This window comes from Pukyongiella litopenaei (assembly GCF_003008555.2).
GTDB lineage: Bacteria > Pseudomonadota > Alphaproteobacteria > Rhodobacterales > Rhodobacteraceae > Pukyongiella > Pukyongiella litopenaei.
In genome coordinates, this window is the sequence record NZ_CP027665.1 from 860,027 (window position 1) to 877,788 (window position 17,762).

Sequence of the window (17,762 nt, forward strand, 5' to 3'; positions counted from 1 at the left end):
CGCGATGCTGCGCCGCACTGGACGCCCCGCCCCGGCTTTCCTATATAATCGGTCAGGAACAGAGCCGAGGCCCCGATGACTCATGCCCCCGAACCGCTGGAAGGTGCGCCGCTGATTGCGCCGTCAAGCACTGACCACCCGCTCTATGAACAGGTGGTCGAAGCCTGCCGCACCGTCTATGACCCGGAGATCCCGGTCAATATCTACGAACTCGGACTGGTCTATACCATCGACATCTCGTCCGAGAACGAGGTGCGCGTGGTGATGACCCTGACCGCGCCGGGATGTCCGGTCGCGGGCGAGATGCCGGGCTGGCTGGCCGACGCGATCGAACCCATCCCCGGTATCAAGCAGGTGGATGTGGACCTGACCTGGGAACCGCCCTGGGGCATGGAAATGATGTCCGACGAGGCCCGGCTCGAACTCGGGTTCATGTAGGGAAAGCAGCATGTTCGGCATTCCAGGCAAGCAGGCCGTGACCCTGACGCCCCGCGCGGCGGCGCAGATCGTCAGGCTGATGGACCGCGAGGGCCATTCGGGCCTGCGCATCGGCGTCAAGAAAGGCGGCTGCGCGGGCATGGAATACACCATGGACTATGTCACCGACATGGATCCCAATGACGAGGTGGTGGAACAGGACGGCGCCCGGGTGCTGATCGCGCCGATGGCGCAGATGTTCCTGTTCGGCACCGAGATCGACTATGAAACCGGGCTGCTGGAATCGGGGTTCCGGTTCAACAACCCCAACGTGGCCGAAGCCTGCGGCTGCGGCGAATCGATCAAGTTCAACGAACCGGCCGAGAAACCGTCCTGAGCGCCGGTTGCGGCCAAGATTGCGGCCAAGATTGCCCCCGTCCGGCGCCGATGCTACCTGTTCGCGAACGGCAAGCAGGAGCGTGACATGCGGCGGAAACTGGCGGCAGGCAACTGGAAGATGAACGGCACCGGCGCGGCGCTGGCGGAACTTGAGGCGCTGGCGCAGACCATCGGCACCCCCGGCTGCGACGTGCTGATCTGCCCGCCCGCCACGCTGCTGCATCGGGCGGCCCGGGCGGCGCAGGGGTCGGCCATCGCCATCGGCGGACAGGATTGCCACGCCGCCGCCAGCGGCGCCCATACTGGCGATGTCAGCGCCGCGATGCTGGCGGATACCGGCGCCTCCCATGTGATCCTCGGCCATTCCGAGCGCCGCGCCGACCACGGCGAGACCGACGCGCAGGTGCGTCTCAAGGCGCAGGCGGCGATCGCGGCCGGGCTGACCGCCATCGTCTGCGTCGGTGAAACCCTGGCACAGCGCGATGCGGGCGACACGCTCGCGGTGATCGGCGCGCAACTGGCCGGGTCGGTGCCCGATGCGGTCACCGGCGCCACGCTCGTGATCGCCTATGAACCGGTCTGGGCGATCGGAACCGGCAAGGTGCCGACGCTGGCGCAGATCGGCGAGGTTCACGGCTTCATCCGGGCGCAATTGACGGACCGGTTCGGGATGCAGACCGGCGCGGCGGTGCGGCTGCTCTATGGCGGATCGGTCAAGCCCGCGAATGCCGGCGAGATCTTTGCCGTGGGAGACGTCGACGGCGCACTGGTCGGCGGCGCGAGCCTCAAGGCCGCCGATTTCGCCCCCATCGTCGCCGCGCTGGCCGCCTCCCGGGCACACCCGTGACCGGGACGGCGCCCATCGGGTGACGGGCACCGGCCCTAGTTGGTGATGATCTCCGGCCCCATGAAGGTGTTGGGCAGGACCGTGGACAGCCACGGAATATAGGTCACCATGATCAGGAACACGAACAGCACCGCGAGGAACGGCAGCGCGGCGCGCACCACGCCCATCATCGGCATCCCCGCCACGCCGGAGGTGACAAAGAGGTTCAGGCCGACCGGCGGGGTGATCATCCCGATTTCCATGTTCACGACCATGATGATACCCAGGTGGATCGGATCGATCCCCAGTTCCATGGCGATGGGGAACACCAGCGGCGCCACGATCACCAGCAGGCCCGACGGCTCCATGAACTGCCCGCCGATCAGCAGGATCACGTTGACCACGACCAGAAACATCACCGGCCCGAACCCGGCCGACAACATTGCGCCCGCGATGTGCTGCGGCACCTGTTCGTCGGTCAGCACATGTTTCAGGATCAGCGCGTTGGCGATCACGAAGAGCAGCGTGACGGTCAGCTTGCCGGCCTCGAACAGCGTGTGTTTCGTGTCGGCGTGGAAAAAGGCGGTGACCAGCGCCCAGGGCCTGCTGAACAGGCTGCCATTGCCATCCGCCAGCGGCCCCATGTCGCGATAGACAAAGCTGGCGATGAGAAACGCATAGACCGCCGCCACCGCCGCGGCCTCGGTGGGCGTGAAGATGCCGCCATAGATGCCGCCCAGGATGATCACGATCAGGAACAGGCCCCAGCCCGCCTCGCGCGCCGAGGTGATGACCTCACCCCAGCCCAGCCAGTCGCCCTTGGGCAGGTTCCTGACCTTGGCCATGACATAGATCGTGACCATCAGCATCAGCCCGGCCAGGACCCCCGGTATCACACCGGCCAGGAACATCCGGCCCACCGACACCTCGACCGCGGCCGCGTAGACCACCATCACGATCGAGGGCGGGATCAGGATGCCCAGCGTCCCCGCGTTGCAGATCACGCCAGCGGCGAAGTCGCGCGAATATCCCACCTGCCGCATCCCGGCGATGACGATGGAGCCGATGGCCACCACGGTGGCCGGGCTCGACCCCGACAGCGCCGCGAACAGCATGCAGGCAAACACCCCGGCAATGGCGAGGCCGCCCGGTAGGTGCCCGACGCAGGCGATGGAGAACCGGATGATCCGCCGCGCCACCCCGCCGGTGGTCATGAAGCTCGATGCGAGAATAAAGAACGGGATCGCCAGCAGCGTGAAATGGCCTTCGAACGCCTCGAACAGCGTGCTTGCGACCGAGGCCAGCGAACTGTCCGAATAGAGCAGCAGGAAGATGGTCGATGACAGCCCCAGCGCAACGGCGATCGGCACCCCGATCAGCAGCAGGCCGATCACCATGGCAAAGAGAAGCACCACGTCCATCAGCCATGCTCTCCCTGCCGGGCCCGGGCATCCCGGGCTTCGTCCTCGACCTCGTGGCTGGCGACGATCCGGTCGACCTCGCCGCGCCAGATCTGGACCGCCACCTGCGCGAACCGCAGCACCAGCAGCACCATCGACAGCGGCAACACCGCGTAGGGCACCACTTTGGGCAGTTTCTCATAGGCCTCGCCATAGTTGATCGCGCCCTCGAGAAACCGCAGCACACCCCACATCGGGATGTCGTCGACCTCGTAGAAGCTCTGGCTGCGCGCGCCGGTGTCGAACCCGGTGGGGAACCAGCGGCCCGAGGTCGGCGGCAGGTCGGCGAACACCGCCCAGTAGTCATAGGCGCCCTTGAGCATCAGCAGCGAAAACAGCAGGCACATGGCCACGGAAACCAGCGCCAGCAGGCGGCGGGGTCCGGGGGCGAGTATGTTCAGGATCGCATCCACCCCCAGATGCGCGTGTTTCCTGACCGCGTAGGACGCGCCCAGCAACACCAGCCAGGCGAACAGGAACACGGTCAGTTCCAGCGCCCAGAGAATGTTGGAATTGAACACGAACCGGGCCACGACATTGGCAAACGTGATCGCGGTCATCAGACCGAGGATCACCGCGATCGCGGTCTCCTCGACCCTGTCGACCCATCCGGTCGCGGCGGTTGTCCCACCCGACATGGCGATCCCCCCGTCTGGAAGAAAAGGAAGAGGCGGCGGGCCGCGCCCCGGCCCGCCGGTGGCCGCGCCGCATCGGCGGCACGGCCCTGGCCCGCGTTACATGCCGGCGTTGATCGACTGGGCGGCGTCGATCTTGTCCTGGCCGACATCGCCGGCGAACTGGTCCCAGACCGGTTTCATGGTATCGACCCAGGCCTGGCGCTGATCGGCATCCAGTTCGCGGATCGTGCCGCCGGCGTCGAGAATGGCCTGGCGCGCCGACTGGTTCACCGAATGGGATTCCTTGTTCCGCGCCTCGGTCACCTCGGCAAGAATGGTCAGGAACTGGTCACGCGTTTCGGCGTCGAGACTGTCGAGCCAGTCCACGCTGGTCACCACCAGGTAGTCGATGATGCCGTGGTTCGTCTCGGTGATGCCGTCCTGCACCTCGAAGAACTTCTTGCCGTAAATGTTGGACCAGGTGTTTTCCTGCCCGTCCACCACGCCCTGCTGCAACGCGCCGTAAACCTCTGAAAACGCCATCTTCTGCGGGCTGCCGCCGATGGCTTCCATCTGCGCCACCAGCACGTCGGAGGACTGCACGCGGAATTTCAGCCCGTTGGCATCCGAGGGCGAGATCAGCGGCTTGTTGGCCGACATCTGTTTCATGCCGTTATGCCAGAACGCCAGCCCCTGCAGCCCCCGGCGCTGCATGCTGTCCTTCATCGCCTGCCCGGCATCCGAAGCCTGGAACGCATCCACGGCCTCGATGTTCTTGAACATGAAGGGCAGGTCGAACAGGCGGAACTGCTTGGTGAATTTCTCGAACTTGGACAGCGACGGCGCGGCCAGCTGCACGTCGCCCTGCAACATCGCCTCGAGCACCTTGTCGTCGTTGTAGAGCGTCGAGTTCGGATAGACCTCGATGCACATCTTGCCGTTCATCTCGTCGTTGACGCGGCTTTCCAGCAACGCGGCGGCAATGCCCTTGGGGTGCTTGTCGGTGTTGGTCACATGCGCGAACTTGACGACGATCTCGCCATCGTCGCAGGCGGCGAAACCGGCGGAGGCGGTAACGGAAAGCGCCAGCGCGGTGGCGGCGGTGGTCAGGAATTTCATGGGTCTCTCCCTAGGTAAGCGATCTTGTGCGGGCTCCCTCATGCCCGGCGGCGCCGTTTCCCGACGCGGTGGCGGCAGTGAACCGAATCACCCGCCACCACTCAACGGTCAGCTTGTCGCAACGCGGACCGCGTCATTTTTCACGGTTTTTCAGAACCCTATGCCGGGTTTCCCGCAGATCCGCGCAGCACCGCGCCCGGCGCCCGTGCGGATTATCGCACAGCCGGGGGCGGGTTTGTGCGGAAAACCGCACAGTTTCAGCGCCGGAACGAATCGGGCCGGATCCCGTGCTTTGCCAGCTTGTCGTAGAAGGTCTTGCGCGGCAGTTTCAGCGCCCTGGCCGCTTCGGCGGCACGGCCATTGTAGCGGCCCAGCGCCGCGGCGAGCAAGGACCGCTCCACCCGTGCCATCTGTTCGGCCAGTCCCAGCCCGGCCGCCTGCGTCGCCTCTTCGGGCATGCCCAGAACGAACCGCATCGCCGCCGACATCAGCGATCGTGCATTGCCGGGCCAGTCCTGCGCCATCAGCGCCGCTAGGTATTCCGGCGTGATCTCGGGCGGGGTCAGCCCGGCCTGTTCGCTGGCCTGCGCCACATAGCGGCGAAACATCACCGGAATATCCTCGGGCCGCTCGGCCAGCGAGGGGATACGCACCTCCAGCCCGTGCAGGCGATAATAGAGATCGGCGTTGATCGCGGCGGCATCCAGATCGGCGGTGGACCCGGCCATCACCCGCGCCGCCGTGCCGGATTCGAGCAGCCCGACAAGCGCGAACTGGGTGTCGGCGGGCATCCGGGTGATCTCGTCGAGATAGAGCGTGCCGCCGCCGGCCAGTTGCAACGCGGCGTCCAGCGCCCCCCGGTCGAGCCCGTCGGCCGCGCGTTTCTCGAACGGCCCGCGCGCGCGCGGCGAACACAGATGGATCACCTCGGCAACCTTGGACACGCCGCTGCCCGGCGGGCCGGATATCAGCACCTCGGCCTCGGTCCGCGCCAGCAGCCGCACCCGCGCGCGGATCGCCTCGGCCCGGTCGGAGGTGCCGAAGATCAGCCGCGCCGCCGGGTCGCCGGTTTCCGAACGCGCATGTTCCGCGCGCGCGGACAGCACCGATTTCCGCGCCGCCAGCGCCCGGCCCAGCACCGCCAGCAGATCGTCCGGCGCGCAGGGTTTTTCCAGAAAATCGAACGCGCCCCGGTCCATGGCCGAAACCGCCATCGGTATGTCGCCTTCGCCGGTCAGCAGCACCACCGGCAGGTCGGCGTCGATCTCGCGGGAATAGGCCAGCAGGTGGAACCCGTCGCGGCCGGGCATCCGCATGTCCGACAGGATCACCCCTTCGAAATCGCGGGTGATGTGATCCTTGGCCGCCACGAAACTGCCCGCCGGGATCGGGCGCAGATCCGCCAGTTCCAGCGTCTGCGCCAGCGCCTCGCGCACGGCTGCGTCATCGTCGACCAGCAGAACCGGCGGTGCGGTCATGCGGCCACCTCCTCGACCCAGGGTTCCAGCCGCACGGTAAACTCGGCCCCGCCACCCGGCGCATTGCCGCCGCGGATGTCCCCGCCAAAGCTCTGGATGATCCCGTAGGATATCGACAGGCCCAGCCCCATGCCCTCGGAGGCGCCGACCTCCTTGGTGCTGTAGAAGGGTTCGAACACCTTGTCCGGCGCATCCAGCCCCGGCCCGCTGTCCCTAAACCGCACGGCGGGACCGGGCGCAGGGGTGATCGAGATGTCCAGCCGCCGCACCCGGGCGCCGGTCATGGCATCGGCGGCATTGGCGATCAGGTTGACAAAGACCTGGCCCAGCCGCACCTCGCCGCCGCGCACCCAGATCGGCGCGGACGGGCGCTCGAACCGCAATTCGATCCCGTCACGGCGCAGCCGTGCGCCGGCCAGTTCGATGGCGCTGTCCACCACCGCCACCACGTCGACCCGGCCCGCCGGTTCGCTTTCCTGCCGCGAAAAGGCGCGCAGGTTGCGGATGATCCGCCCCATGCGCCGGACCATGTCGGAAATGCGCGACAGGTTGTCCGCCGCCTTGTCGCCGCGCCCGCGCTCCAGGTAGAGCGCGCCGTTTTCGGCAAAGGACCGGATCGCCATCAGCGGCTGGTTCAGTTCGTGACTGATACCGGCGCTCATCTGCCCGAGCGCCGACAGCTTGCCCGCCTGCACCAGGTCATCCTGCGCGCGCTTCAGCGCGGCCTCGGCCTCTTCGCGTTCGGCCACCTCGCGGCGCAGGGCGGTGTTGGCCGCGCTCAGCGCGCTGGTGCGCCGGGCCACGCGGCGTTCCAGTTCGGAATTGGCCTCGGCCAGCGCACGACGGCGTTCCATGGCCAGGAACAACAGCGCCCCGAAGGCCAGGCAGATCGCCGCCACCGCCGCCGCCTGCAGGCCCGCCAGCCGCCGCGCCGGCGCGGTATCGACCAGCGCCTCGCCGCGCAGGCCGATCACCGGCAGGTCACGCGCCAGGTGCAGCGCGCGGCGCGGCACATACGGCCCCCAGTCGAGGCGCCAGATCTCGTGCGGGCCGGTCTGACCGGCGGCAAAGGACGGCGCTGGTCCGTCGCGCGGGGCAAGACCGACCCCGTCGCCGCGCCGGGTCCAGAACAGCAATTCGGATCGGTTGGTCAGAAACACCTCGCCCGTATCATCGGTGAAGAACACCGCCGGCCGGTCGCCGCGCCAGTCGGTTTCGATCTGCTCGACATCCGACACCACGGCCAGCGCCCCGCGCACCTTGCCGGTTTCGGCAAAGACCGGCGCGGCATGGGTATAGATCCGGCGGTTGTCGCCGGCGCGGAACCTGTGGTCGCTGCCCAGCGCCCCCTGCATCGCCCGGCGCACGGCCGGGTCGTCCCCCGCGAGGCCGTTGCTGTTTCCGGTCGACGACACGACCACGCGGCCCGCACCATCGGCAAAGAAGATGTCGAGCGCACCGGTCTTGTCGGCCACCTCCAGCAGAACCGCCCGCGCCTTGTCTCGTTCCCCGGCCAGTTCTCCGGTGATCCGCAGCCCGGACAGGGCCGGGTGATCCGCCATCAGCACCGCCAGTTCGCGATAGACCTGCAACTGCGCGCTCAGCCGGTCGCTGGCCAATGCCAGATCCGAATCCCCGCGACGCGACAGCTGGCCCAGCGCCTGCAGATACCCGTATCGCCAGACCACGGCGGACAGGGCGGCAACCGCCAACAGGAACACCGGCACGATCAGGTGGCGTTGCAAACGGGGGTGGCTCATCCCGGCCAGCCTAGCAAAGCCGGGCTTGCCCTGACCAGTGACAACAGATCGCAGCCCTCCGTCATGCCTCCAGCGGCAACGCGCCGGTGGACTTGATCTCTTCCATCGACAGCAGGGCGGTCACGTTATAGACGCGCACCTCGGAAATCAGCGCCTGGTAGAACGCGTCATAGGCGCGGGCGTTCTTCACCCGCACCTTGAGGATATAGTCGATATCGCCTGCCAGCCGGTGCGCCTCCTGCACCTCGGGGCGTTCCTTCAGCGCCCGCAGGAACGCCGCCTGCCAGTCGGCCTCATGTTCCGATGTGCGGATCAGCACAAAGAAACACGCCTCGAAACCCAGGGCCTGGGCATCCAGTTCCACCGTTTGCCGGCCGATCACGCCGGCCTCGCGCATCTTGCGAATCCGGTTCCAGACCGGGGTCTTCGACGACCCCACCTGCCGCGCGATTTCATCGAGCGACTGGCTGGCATCCCGTTGCAGTTCGATCAGGATTTTCCGGTCGGTTGCATCTATCCGCACTGACATTCGCGATCACCCCATGTTTCCGGCACAAGCCCGGCTCATTTGGCCCTCATTTGGATATTTGTTCTTATTTCCGAACATATCTGGCGCGTAAAGGGGAAAATTTCCTATACCTTGCGATATCGTAACCGACCGGAACCCGACCGATGCCCAGCCACCGCCAGATGCCCCCCGGCCCGCACCCCGTCGCCTTTGTCGGGGCAGGTCCCGGCGATCCCGGCCTGCTGACGCTGAACGCCCTGCACGCGCTGCAACGCGCCGAGGTGATCCTGCATGACCGCCTGGCCAGCCCCGCGGTGCTGGCATTGGCAAACCCCGACGCGCAGCTGATCGAAACCGGCAAGACCGGGTTCGCGCCCTCGACCCCGCAGGGCGACATCAACACGCTGATCGTCGCGCACGCCCGCCGGGGCATGCGGGTGGTGCGCCTGAAATCTGGTGACCCGGCAATCTTTAGCCGCCTCGACGAAGAGATCGCGGCCTGCGACGCGGCCGGGCTGCCCTGGACGATCCTGCCCGGCATTACCGCCGCCTCGGCCGCGGCCGCCGCCCTCGGGCAGAGCCTGACCAGACGCGACCGCAACAGCGCCCTGCGCCTGCTGACCGGCCACGATGTGAACGGCTTTGCCGAACAGGACTGGGTCGCGCTGGCGCGCCCCGGCACGGTGGCCGCGATCTATATGGGCAAGAAAACCGCCCGGTTCCTGCAGGGCCGGCTGCTGATGCACGGCGCCGACCCCGCGACCCCGGTCACGGTGGTGGAAAACGCCTCGCGCCCCGGACAGCGTATCGTCGCCACTGCGCTTGCCACCCTGCCCGCCGATCTCGACGCCGCCGCGCTGGGCGGCCCCGCCATCACCATGCTGGGCCTTGCTCCGCGCAAGGCCGTCGCCGCCCTACCCGAACTGCAAAAGGAACGCGCCTGATGCCCCGTCCGTTCACCCCCAAGGTTGTCACCGCAAGCGCGCTGATCGAAGGCGACGTGATCTATCTGACCGCCGACGACACCTGGTCGCGCGACCTGTCCAGGGCCGAGATCATCACCGACGAGGCCCATGCCCAGCTGCGCCTGCTGCATGCCGAACGCCAGGCCAACGAACTCGTCGGCGCCTACCTGGCCGATGTCGCCCCCGGCGCGGGCGGCCCGCAGCCGACCCATTTCCGCGAGGATTTCCGCCGCCGGGGGCCCTCCAACTATCCCCATGGCAAGCAGGAGGCCGTCTGAGATGTATCGCTATTCCGAGTTCGACCGCGCCTTTCTGGCCGAACGCAACCGCCAGTTCCGCGCCCAGGTCGCCCGCCGCATCGACGGCTCGCTGACCGAGGACGAATTCAAGCCGCTGCGGCTGATGAACGGTCTCTACCTGCAGCTTCACGCCTACATGCTGCGGGTGGCGATCCCCTACGGCACGCTGAACCCGTCGCAGATGCGCAAGCTGGCCGAGATCGCCGATCGCTGGGACAAGGGTTATGGCCATTTCACCACCCGGCAGAACATCCAGTACAACTGGCCCCGGCTGAACGAGGTGCCCGACATCCTGGACGCGCTGGCCGAGGTGGGCCTGCACGCGATCCAGACCAGCGGCAACACCATCCGCAACGTGACCGCCGATCACTTTGCCGGTGCCGCGGCAGATGAAATCGCCGATCCGCGCCCGGTCGCCGAACTGATCCGGCAATGGTCGACCGACCATCCCGAATACCAGTTCCTCGGCCGCAAGTTCAAGATCGGCATCACCGGCGCAACCCATGACCGCGCGGTGATCCGCGCCCATGACATCGGCCTGCGCATCGTCGAACGCGATGGCGCCCAAGGCTTCGAGGTGGTGGTCGGCGGCGGTCTCGGGCGCACCCCGATGATCGGCAGCACGCTGCGCGATTTCCTGCCGCGCGCCGATCTGCTGCCCTATCTCGAGGCGGTGCTGACCACCTACAACCTGCTCGGGCGGCGCGACAACAAGTTCAAGGCCCGCATAAAGATCCTGCTGCACGAACACGGGGTCGACAAGATCCGCGCGCTGGTCGAGGAACAGTTCCTGCGCCTGCGCGGCGACTTCTCCGGCGTCGACCAGCAGCGGCTGGCGGAAATCGAGACGTTCTTTGCCCCGCCCGCCTTTCGCGATGCGCCGTCCAGCGCCTTCGACGACGCCCGCGCCGCCGACCCGGTGTTCCGCGCCTGGGCCGACACCAACCTATCCGCGCACCGCGCCCCCGGCTACGCGATCGTCACGGTCTCGCTCAAGGCCCATGGCGCCACCCCCGGCGACGCCTCCTCGGACCAGATGCGGCTGCTGGCCGATCTCGCCGAACGCTACGGCCATCACGAATTGCGCATCAGCCACGAACAGAACGTGATCCTGCCGCATGTGCACAAATCCGACCTGCCCGCGCTGCACGCCGCGCTTAGGAATGCGGGGCTGGGCACCGCCAATATCGGCCTGATCTCGGATATCATCGCCTGCCCGGGCATGGATTACTGCGCGCTGGCCACCGCGCGGTCGATCCCCGTGGCCCAGCAGATCGCGACCCGGTTCGAGGAACTGAAGCTGGAACATGACGTGGGCCCGCTGAAGATCAAGATCTCGGGCTGCATCAATGCCTGCGGCCACCACCATGTGGGCCATATCGGCATCCTGGGGCTCGACCGGGCCGGGGTGGAAAACTACCAGATCACGCTGGGCGGCGACGCCACCGACGATGCCGCGATCGGCACGAGGGCCGGGCCGGGCTTTTCGGCCGATGACATCGTGGGCGCCGTCGAACGGCTGGTGCTGGCCTATCTCGACCTGCGCGAAAGCCGCGACGAAACCTTCCTGCACACCTTCCGCCGGCTGGGCATGGCGCCATTCCGCGCCGCACTCTACCCTCGGACCAGTGACATGGCCGCCTGACCCCATGCTTCGTCTTGCCCAGAAAACTCCCGCCGGAGGCTCCGACGGCGACGACACGGCGACGCTGCAGGACCGGGTGGCCACGCTGAATACACGCTACCGCCACCACGGTGCAATCGACGTGATGCGCGCGGCCCTCTCCGAGGCGGGCCGGGTCGCGCTGGTGTCCAGCTTCGGCGCGGAATCCGTGGTGCTGCTGCACATGGCCGCGATCAGCGACCCGGAAACACCGGTTCTGTTCGTCGATACCGAAATGTTGTTCACCGAAACGCTGGTCTATCAGGCCGAGGTGACCGAGCGGCTGGGCCTGCGCAATGTCTCGATCGTCCGGGCCGCCGACATCCCGGCGCGGGATCCCGACGGGTTGCTGCACCTGCGCGACGCCGATGCCTGCTGCGCCCTGCGCAAGACCGCACCGCTGCAGGCGGCGCTGGCGCGGTTCGACGGCTGGATCACCGGGCGCAAGCGGTTCCAGTCGGGCAGCCGCGCGGCGCTTGATTTCTTCGAGACCGAACCCGGCGCGGCGCGGATCAAGATCAACCCGCTGGCCCATTGGACGCCGGGGGACGTGCGCGACTACATGGAGGAAAACCGCCTGCCCCGGCATCCGCTGGTGGCACAGGGTTACCCGTCGATCGGCTGCGCGCCCTGCACCTCGCAGGTGCGCCCTGGCGAGGACGCCCGGGCCGGACGCTGGCGCAACAGCCGGAAAGACGAATGCGGCATCCATTTCGTGGATGGCAAACTGGTGAGAAACGGAACCTGAACGATGAACGTGATCGTGACCGATGCGGGCTTTGGCCCCGATGACTGGACCGGCGGGTTCGATACGCCGCGGGTGCTGGACCTGCCCCCCGACACCGATCCGGCAACGCTGGCAGGTAGGCTCGATGGCGTCGACCTGATCCGGCTGCATTTTCCGTCCTCGGCGGACGGGCGCGGATTTTCCATCGCCCGGCAATTGCGGCTGACGGGCTATGCGGGCCGCCTGCGCGCCTGTGGCCACGTCCTTGCGGACCAGTACACGATGGCCCGCCGCGCCGGGTTCGACGAGGTCGAAATCGGCCCCGACCTGGCCGCCCGCCAGCCCGAGGACCAATGGCTGTCGCGCGCCAACTGGCGCGCCCATGACTATCAGTCGCGGCTGCGCGGCTGAGTTTTTCCTTTTCCTTCGTGCCCCCACACCCTAACTAGAGGCAGCGCCGCAACCGGCGCCGAAACCATATGACCGAGTTGAGACCCGTGACCGAAGCCGCCGCCGTCAAAGTCCCCACCCTGCCCGATGCGCAGACCGTCACCCATGTCCGGCACTGGACGGACCGCCTGTTTTCCTTCCGGGTCACGCGCCCCGCGTCATTGCGGTTCCGGTCCGGCGAATTCGTGATGATCGGGTTGCTGGGCGACAATGGCAAACCGCTGCTGCGCGCCTATTCGATCGCCTCGCCGTCCTGGGACGAGGAACTCGAATTCTACTCGATCAAGGTGCAGGACGGCCCCCTGACCTCGAAACTGCAACATATCGAGCCGGGCGACCAGATCATCCTGCGGCCGAAACCGGTCGGCACGCTGGTGCATGACGCGCTGCTGCCGGGCAAGCGGATCTGGTTCTTTGCCACCGGCACCGGATTTGCGCCCTTTGCCTCGCTGCTGCGCGAGCCGCAGACCTACGAGGATTACGACGAGGTCATCATCACCCATACCTGCCGCGAGGTGGCCGAACTGGATTATGGCCGGCAACTGGTCGATGCCATCCGGCAGGATGAAATGCTGGCCGAACTGATCGGCGCGGGCTTTGCCGACAAGATCCGCTATTACCCGACCACCACGCGCGAAGAGAGCCCGCGCATGGGCCGGATCACCGAGCTCCTGCAGGACGGCACCGTGTTCCGCGATCTCGGCATCGACGGCATACGCCCGAAAACCGACCGCGCCATGGTCTGCGGGTCGCTGGCCTTCAACCACGACATCAAGGCGATTCTCGAAGGGTTCGGACTGCGCGAAGGCGCCAATTCAGACCCCAGGGAATTCGTGGTCGAAAAGGCCTTCGTGGGCTGACCCCTGCCCCCCTGATCGCCCCCGAACCGTCAGTCGGAACCGGTCGTCGATCCGCTGTCAGTGCTGCTGTCGGCGCTGCTGTCGGAACTGTCCGCCGCATCACCTGTCGCCGAACTGTCCTGTGCGGCCTCGGCTGGCTGTTCGGTGCCGGTCGGCTGCACGCCGCCCATGAACATGTAGCCCACGATCACGACCACGATGACAGCTGCGATCCACAATACCGGTTTCATATCGGTTCCTCCTCAGTGACTGTGAAAACCACTGCTTCCGTACCCTGAAAACCACTGTGACCGCAGCTTAGCGCAATTCTGCTTTGCATGCGCGTCCAATCAAAGCGCAACTTCTGCCCGGTTCCCCGATCGGCGGTTATTTGCGGGTTGATCCGCCTCGTCGCCATAGCTAATTTGCGCTCCACGAATTGAAGCCATCAAAGGACAGAACCGATAGCTCGCAGACCCCACAACGCGCCGCCGCAACGCGACACCGGCCCGCGCGTCAATGACAAGATTCGCGCCCCCGAAGTGCGCCTGATCGGTGCCGATGGCGAAAATCTCGGCGTCGTGCATCCCGCCAAAGCCATGGACCTCGCTGCCGAAGTGGGCCTGGACCTGGTCGAGATTTCGCCCAACGCCAATCCGCCCGTCTGCAAGATCATGGATTTCGGCAAATTCAAATACGAGCAGCAGAAACGCGAAAGCGAAGCGCGCAAGAAACAGAAGGTCATCGATGTCAAGGAGGTCAAATTCCGGCCCAATACGGACACGCATGACTATGACGTCAAGATGCGCAACGTGTTCAAGTTTCTCGAGAACGGCGACAAGGTGAAGGTCACGCTGCGGTTCCGCGGCCGCGAGATGGCGCACCAGAATCTCGGCCGCGAACTGCTCGAACGCGTGGCCGACGACGTCCGCGAAATCGGCCGCGTCGAAAACATGCCCAAGATGGAAGGCCGCCAGATGATCATGATGGTCGGCCCGCTGCCGCAGAAATAGGCCGCCGCACGGGGGCGGAACGTCGGCCGGTGACCGGCCCCCCCGCCGCCTCGATGCAGGTCCAAAACGAAAAACGCCGCCCCTTGGGGCGGCGTTCGCATTTTGCAATCGGGTCGCGTCAGTTGCCCGAAGGGAAGGCCGGCAGGGCCGCGGCCGATGCGCCACCGCCCGATGCCTCGCGCAGCACCGCCACCCGGTCGGGCGACTGGCCCAGCACCATGTCGCCACCGGTATCGAGCGCGCCCAGCGCCTTCTGCATCCAGGCCCCTGCCATCTGGGCCGAGGCGCGGCCGGTGCCGATCCCTTCACGCATGTGGTGGGAAACGATCTCGCCATATCCGCCCTGCCCGGCGGCCACCAGCAGCACCGCCGATGCCAGCGCCATCTGGGCATTGTCGGTGCGATAGCCGATGCCGAGGCACACCTTGCCGCCCGAGGTCAGTTGGTCCATCGGCTGGCCCGATTTCTCGAGAACCCCGCGCGTGGCGCTGGCGACCTGATCCGGGTTGCCGGCGCCCAGTTGCTGCAATTGCGGCGCAATCACCTGCGCCAGCCCGTTGCACTGGCCCTCGATCTGGCCTTCGGTCATGTTCGGGATCGTCGCGGCAATCGCGTTGCTTTCCGACATCGCGTGGTTGCGGGCCAGGCAGAACTGTTCGTTCAGCGCAAACTCGGCATCGGTGACCCGGCCGGGGGTGGTCACCCCGCCATTGGCGGCCGTCAGCGCGTTGATCTGGCCGCAATGGTCGTTCGCGGACCGGTTGACCTGGCCGAAGGTAAAGGACGGCAGCGCCGCGGTATCCGCCCGCGCAGCCTGCGGCTGGGCCGGGGCGGGCGCCACCGGAGCCGGGGCCGGAGCGGGTGCCGGGGCAGGTGCCACCACCTGTTGCGGAACCGGGGCCGGCGCGGGTGCCGGTGCCGGAGCGACCGGGGCCGGCGCGACCGCGGCCGCCTGCTGGACGCCCTGGGTCGGAATGCCCAGCTGTTCGTTGCGATAGGTGCGCAGCAGCGCCTGCTGGCCCTGGGTCGCCACGATCGTGTTATAGGGCGGCACATGCGAACTGACCTGGGCCCGCGAATAGGAATTCAGCAGGAAATCGCGTTCGTAATCGTCCAGATACCCGTCGGGCGAATATCCCATATCGGCCTGGTACCGGGCGACACCGGCGCGGGTCTTGCGCCCGATCGAGCCGTCGACCACGCCCACGTTGTACCCGAAATAGTTCAGCGCCGATTGCACCTGGCGGTTCTGCGCACGTTGCGCCGAAGACACCCCGTAGGTGCGGCGTGTCGTGCGCTGCGTCGTCGTGCGGGCACGCTGCCGCTGCTTGTTCTTATGCACTTCGTTGACGATGATACCGCCCAGCAGCGCGCCACCCAGCAGCGCCGCGGCATCGTTGGCCTGGGCACGTTCGACCGGGACGGCGACAAGGCTGGCAGCCACCAGCGTCGCACAAATGTTTCTTCTCAACATGATCTAACCCTCACAATTGGCACGCGCCCGATACCCATCCGGGGCCGGGGTCGCGCACCGCAGGAATACAGACGTTCATGGAACATCAGCGGAACAAAAACCCGCCCGAAAGTCAAGGATTCGGCCCGCCCGATCCCGGCTCATGGGCCATGGTTCGCCAAAACGTGACCCCCTGTCAGTCGAGCGCCAGCTCGAGCAGGTCGGCCCCTTCCATGTCGGGCCGGTCGCGATAGGCGGTCAGATCCGCCCAGAACCGGTTCAGCAGACCCAGCAGGTCACCCCGGTCCGACAGCGTCAGTTCCTCGCGCAGCACCGCATAGGCGACGTCGAGATCGGACTGTTTCGCCCCCGTCGCCAGCGTATCCAGCGCCGCGCGCAGCGACAGCAGCGAGTTCGACTGGAACTGCCTGAGATCCTCCAATTCGTCGATATGCTTGCGCAGTTGCCGGGCAAAGATCTCGTTGCGGTCGCCGCTGCGCTGCAGCCAGACCAGCATCCGGATGTTCGACGCCTTGGCGGCGATCGCGCCGGCATATTCGTTGATCGACTGCACGAACACGGCCCCGGCCATCAGGGTCGCGCTGACCGATTGCTGCACCGCCGACTGGGCCCGGTCCCGCGACCGGCGCAGTTCCAGTTGCAGGCCGGTTAGGGCCTGCCGGCGGCGCGGGTCGGTCTCGGCGGCGATCAGGCCGGCCAGAAGCGCCTCGGGCGCGATGTCCCGGTCCGCCGCCCGCGTCGCACCATCGGCGAGATCCTGCCAGCGGCGCTGCAGGCTGCGCACGCGGGCATCCGAGGTGGCGATCGGCGTCGCCAGCACCAGCCTGAGCCCGAACGTATCGGCGCTGAGCGCCGCGCCGGTCGACGGGTCATAGGGCGGGTATTCGCGCCTTTGGGCGCTGTAGATCTCGGCGGCGGTCGAAAACACCGACCCGCCACGGGTGACCACACCGCCCACCTGCCCCCCGGCCCGGCCGATGGCGTTGACGCGGAACGGCTCGAGCATCAGTTCCTCGGCATTGCCATAGACATCGTAGAGCCCCAGCGGGTTCGGATCGCGCAGCCCGACCGGCCCCAGCCGCCCGCGCGCCGATCCCGGCGCCTGGAACCGCGCGTAATTGCGCAGGTCCCCGTCCCCGAAGAAGGTCGGCCCGGAAAACACCGTCGCATCGACGCGGGCGCCGCCGCGGGTGGCGTATTCCCATTCCGCCTCGGTCGGTAGGCGCAGAAAGGCGGCGGTGCCGTCCTCGCGCGGGACCGCGTCGCCGGCATTGGCCAGCAGCCATTGCGAATAGAGCCGCGCCAGATCGACCGCCTCGAACCAGTTCAGCCCGCCCTTGGCCAGCCGGTCGGCACGGGACGGCGCGGCGCAATCGCCCCGCAACGCGCGATACTGCCCGGCGGTGAGCTCATAACGGGCGATGTAGTAATAGGTGCTGCCCGAGGACGGATCGCTGAAACCGCCGCGCAGGAAGGCCGGCCGCAGGTAATCGGCATAGCCGGTGTCGCCCAGCGACTGGCCCATCCGCACCCGCCGGTCGGCGAGCGGATCCGCCGCATCGACCGGCACGGTGACCTTCTGGAACGCCATCTCGGCACCGCAGGGCATCGGCAGCAGCAGATCCGCCGGCGTGCGGTCGGCGCCCGGATCGATCAGGTCGCGCGGCCAGGGTTCCGGGTCATCCGCCCGCGCGATGGTGGCGATCAGCGCGAAACATCCCAGCAGGACAGGCAGAGCGCGAACCATG

19 protein-coding genes are annotated in these 17,762 nt (G+C 67.1%); 10 read left to right on the top strand and 9 right to left on the bottom strand.

The genetic code is table 11. The annotated features are described in order from the left end of the window. The first annotated feature begins 75 nt into the window (after positions 1 to 75). The 3 genes from C6Y53_RS04275 to tpiA all read left to right on the top strand — a co-directional run bounded on the left by C6Y53_RS04275 (position 76) and on the right by tpiA (position 1,663). Positions 76 to 438 (top strand): SUF system Fe-S cluster assembly protein, encoded by a 363-nt coding sequence (locus C6Y53_RS04275; protein ID WP_106471300.1) that lies wholly within the window; start codon positions 76 to 78, stop codon positions 436 to 438. A gap of 10 nt (positions 439 to 448) precedes the next feature. Further along, positions 449 to 814 (top strand): HesB/IscA family protein, encoded by a 366-nt coding sequence (locus C6Y53_RS04280; RefSeq protein WP_106471301.1) that lies wholly within the window; start codon positions 449 to 451, stop codon positions 812 to 814. Between the two features lie 87 nt (positions 815 to 901). Beyond that, the gene (gene tpiA / locus C6Y53_RS04285) at positions 902 to 1,663 is read left to right on the top strand and encodes a triose-phosphate isomerase (protein ID WP_106471302.1); all 762 of its coding nucleotides are present in this window, start codon (positions 902 to 904) and stop codon (positions 1,661 to 1,663) included. A 35-nt stretch (positions 1,664 to 1,698) separates the two neighbouring features. Here tpiA and C6Y53_RS04290 read toward each other — a convergent pair whose 3' ends face one another. From C6Y53_RS04290 to C6Y53_RS04315, 6 genes are all read right to left on the bottom strand, one after another. After that, positions 1,699 to 3,063, bottom strand: coding sequence for a TRAP transporter large permease (locus C6Y53_RS04290; protein WP_106471303.1), 1,365 nt, complete (start codon positions 3,061 to 3,063; stop codon positions 1,699 to 1,701). Then, complete coding sequence (locus C6Y53_RS04295; RefSeq protein ID WP_106471304.1) at positions 3,063 to 3,740, bottom strand: TRAP transporter small permease; 678 nt, start codon at positions 3,738 to 3,740, stop codon at positions 3,063 to 3,065. The genes C6Y53_RS04290 and C6Y53_RS04295 overlap by 1 nt, the downstream gene beginning before the upstream one ends. A 96-nt stretch (positions 3,741 to 3,836) precedes the next feature. Next, positions 3,837 to 4,838 carry a DctP family TRAP transporter solute-binding subunit gene (locus C6Y53_RS04300; RefSeq protein WP_106471305.1) on the bottom strand — a complete coding sequence of 334 codons (1,002 nt, stop codon included), beginning with the start codon at positions 4,836 to 4,838 and terminating at the stop codon, positions 3,837 to 3,839. Between the two features lie 257 nt (positions 4,839 to 5,095). After that, positions 5,096 to 6,316: a sigma-54-dependent transcriptional regulator gene (locus C6Y53_RS04305; RefSeq protein ID WP_106471306.1), complete on the bottom strand. Its 1,221-nt coding sequence runs from the start codon at positions 6,314 to 6,316 to the stop codon at positions 5,096 to 5,098. After that, positions 6,313 to 8,076 (bottom strand): sensor histidine kinase, encoded by a 1,764-nt coding sequence (locus C6Y53_RS04310; RefSeq protein WP_211299455.1) that lies wholly within the window; start codon positions 8,074 to 8,076, stop codon positions 6,313 to 6,315. Before C6Y53_RS04310 ends, C6Y53_RS04305 begins: the two co-directional genes overlap by 4 nt. Positions 8,077 to 8,137: 61 nt before the next feature. Beyond that, entirely contained in the window at positions 8,138 to 8,605 is a 468-nt protein-coding gene (locus tag C6Y53_RS04315) for an Lrp/AsnC family transcriptional regulator (RefSeq protein ID WP_106471308.1), read from the bottom strand. Positions 8,606 to 8,748: 143 nt separating this feature from the next. Between C6Y53_RS04315 and cobA the strand changes: the two genes are divergently transcribed. The 6 genes from cobA (at position 8,749) to C6Y53_RS04345 (ending at position 13,548) form a co-directional block, all read left to right on the top strand. Further along, a complete protein-coding gene (gene cobA / locus C6Y53_RS04320) occupies positions 8,749 to 9,528 on the top strand; it encodes a uroporphyrinogen-III C-methyltransferase (RefSeq protein ID WP_106471309.1) in 780 nt (259 codons plus the stop codon). Further along, positions 9,528 to 9,827, top strand: coding sequence for a DUF2849 domain-containing protein (locus C6Y53_RS04325; RefSeq protein ID WP_106471310.1), 300 nt, complete (start codon positions 9,528 to 9,530; stop codon positions 9,825 to 9,827). Before cobA ends, C6Y53_RS04325 begins: the two co-directional genes overlap by 1 nt. A gap of 1 nt (position 9,828) precedes the next feature. Continuing rightward, positions 9,829 to 11,493 (top strand): nitrite/sulfite reductase, encoded by a 1,665-nt coding sequence (locus tag C6Y53_RS04330; RefSeq protein ID WP_106471311.1) that lies wholly within the window; start codon positions 9,829 to 9,831, stop codon positions 11,491 to 11,493. 4 nt (positions 11,494 to 11,497) lie between these two features. Then, positions 11,498 to 12,259 (top strand): phosphoadenylyl-sulfate reductase, encoded by a 762-nt coding sequence (locus C6Y53_RS04335; protein WP_106471312.1) that lies wholly within the window; start codon positions 11,498 to 11,500, stop codon positions 12,257 to 12,259. A gap of 3 nt (positions 12,260 to 12,262) precedes the next feature. Continuing rightward, positions 12,263 to 12,649, top strand: coding sequence for a DUF934 domain-containing protein (locus tag C6Y53_RS04340; protein ID WP_106471313.1), 387 nt, complete (start codon positions 12,263 to 12,265; stop codon positions 12,647 to 12,649). 68 nt (positions 12,650 to 12,717) lie between these two features. Then, positions 12,718 to 13,548, top strand: a complete 831-nt coding sequence (locus tag C6Y53_RS04345) for a ferredoxin--NADP reductase (RefSeq protein WP_106471314.1) — start codon at positions 12,718 to 12,720, stop codon at positions 13,546 to 13,548. A 29-nt stretch (positions 13,549 to 13,577) separates the two neighbouring features. Here the strand turns inward: C6Y53_RS04345 and C6Y53_RS04350 are convergent, their stop codons facing one another. Further along, complete coding sequence (locus C6Y53_RS04350) at positions 13,578 to 13,778, bottom strand: hypothetical protein (RefSeq protein ID WP_106471315.1); 201 nt, start codon at positions 13,776 to 13,778, stop codon at positions 13,578 to 13,580. A 291-nt stretch (positions 13,779 to 14,069) separates the two neighbouring features. Between C6Y53_RS04350 and infC the strand changes: the two genes are divergently transcribed. Beyond that, a complete protein-coding gene (gene infC / locus C6Y53_RS04355) occupies positions 14,070 to 14,540 on the top strand; it encodes a translation initiation factor IF-3 (protein ID WP_342212773.1) in 471 nt (156 codons plus the stop codon). A 118-nt stretch (positions 14,541 to 14,658) separates the two neighbouring features. Here infC and C6Y53_RS21350 read toward each other — a convergent pair whose 3' ends face one another. After that, on the bottom strand, positions 14,659 to 16,014 hold the full coding sequence (locus C6Y53_RS21350) for a peptidoglycan-binding domain-containing protein (protein WP_106471317.1): 1,356 nt from the start codon (positions 16,012 to 16,014) through the stop codon (positions 14,659 to 14,661). A 175-nt stretch (positions 16,015 to 16,189) separates the two neighbouring features. Continuing rightward, positions 16,190 to 17,761, bottom strand: a complete 1,572-nt coding sequence (locus tag C6Y53_RS04365) for a formylglycine-generating enzyme family protein (RefSeq protein ID WP_106471318.1) — start codon at positions 17,759 to 17,761, stop codon at positions 16,190 to 16,192. Position 17,762: the final 1 nt, after the last annotated feature.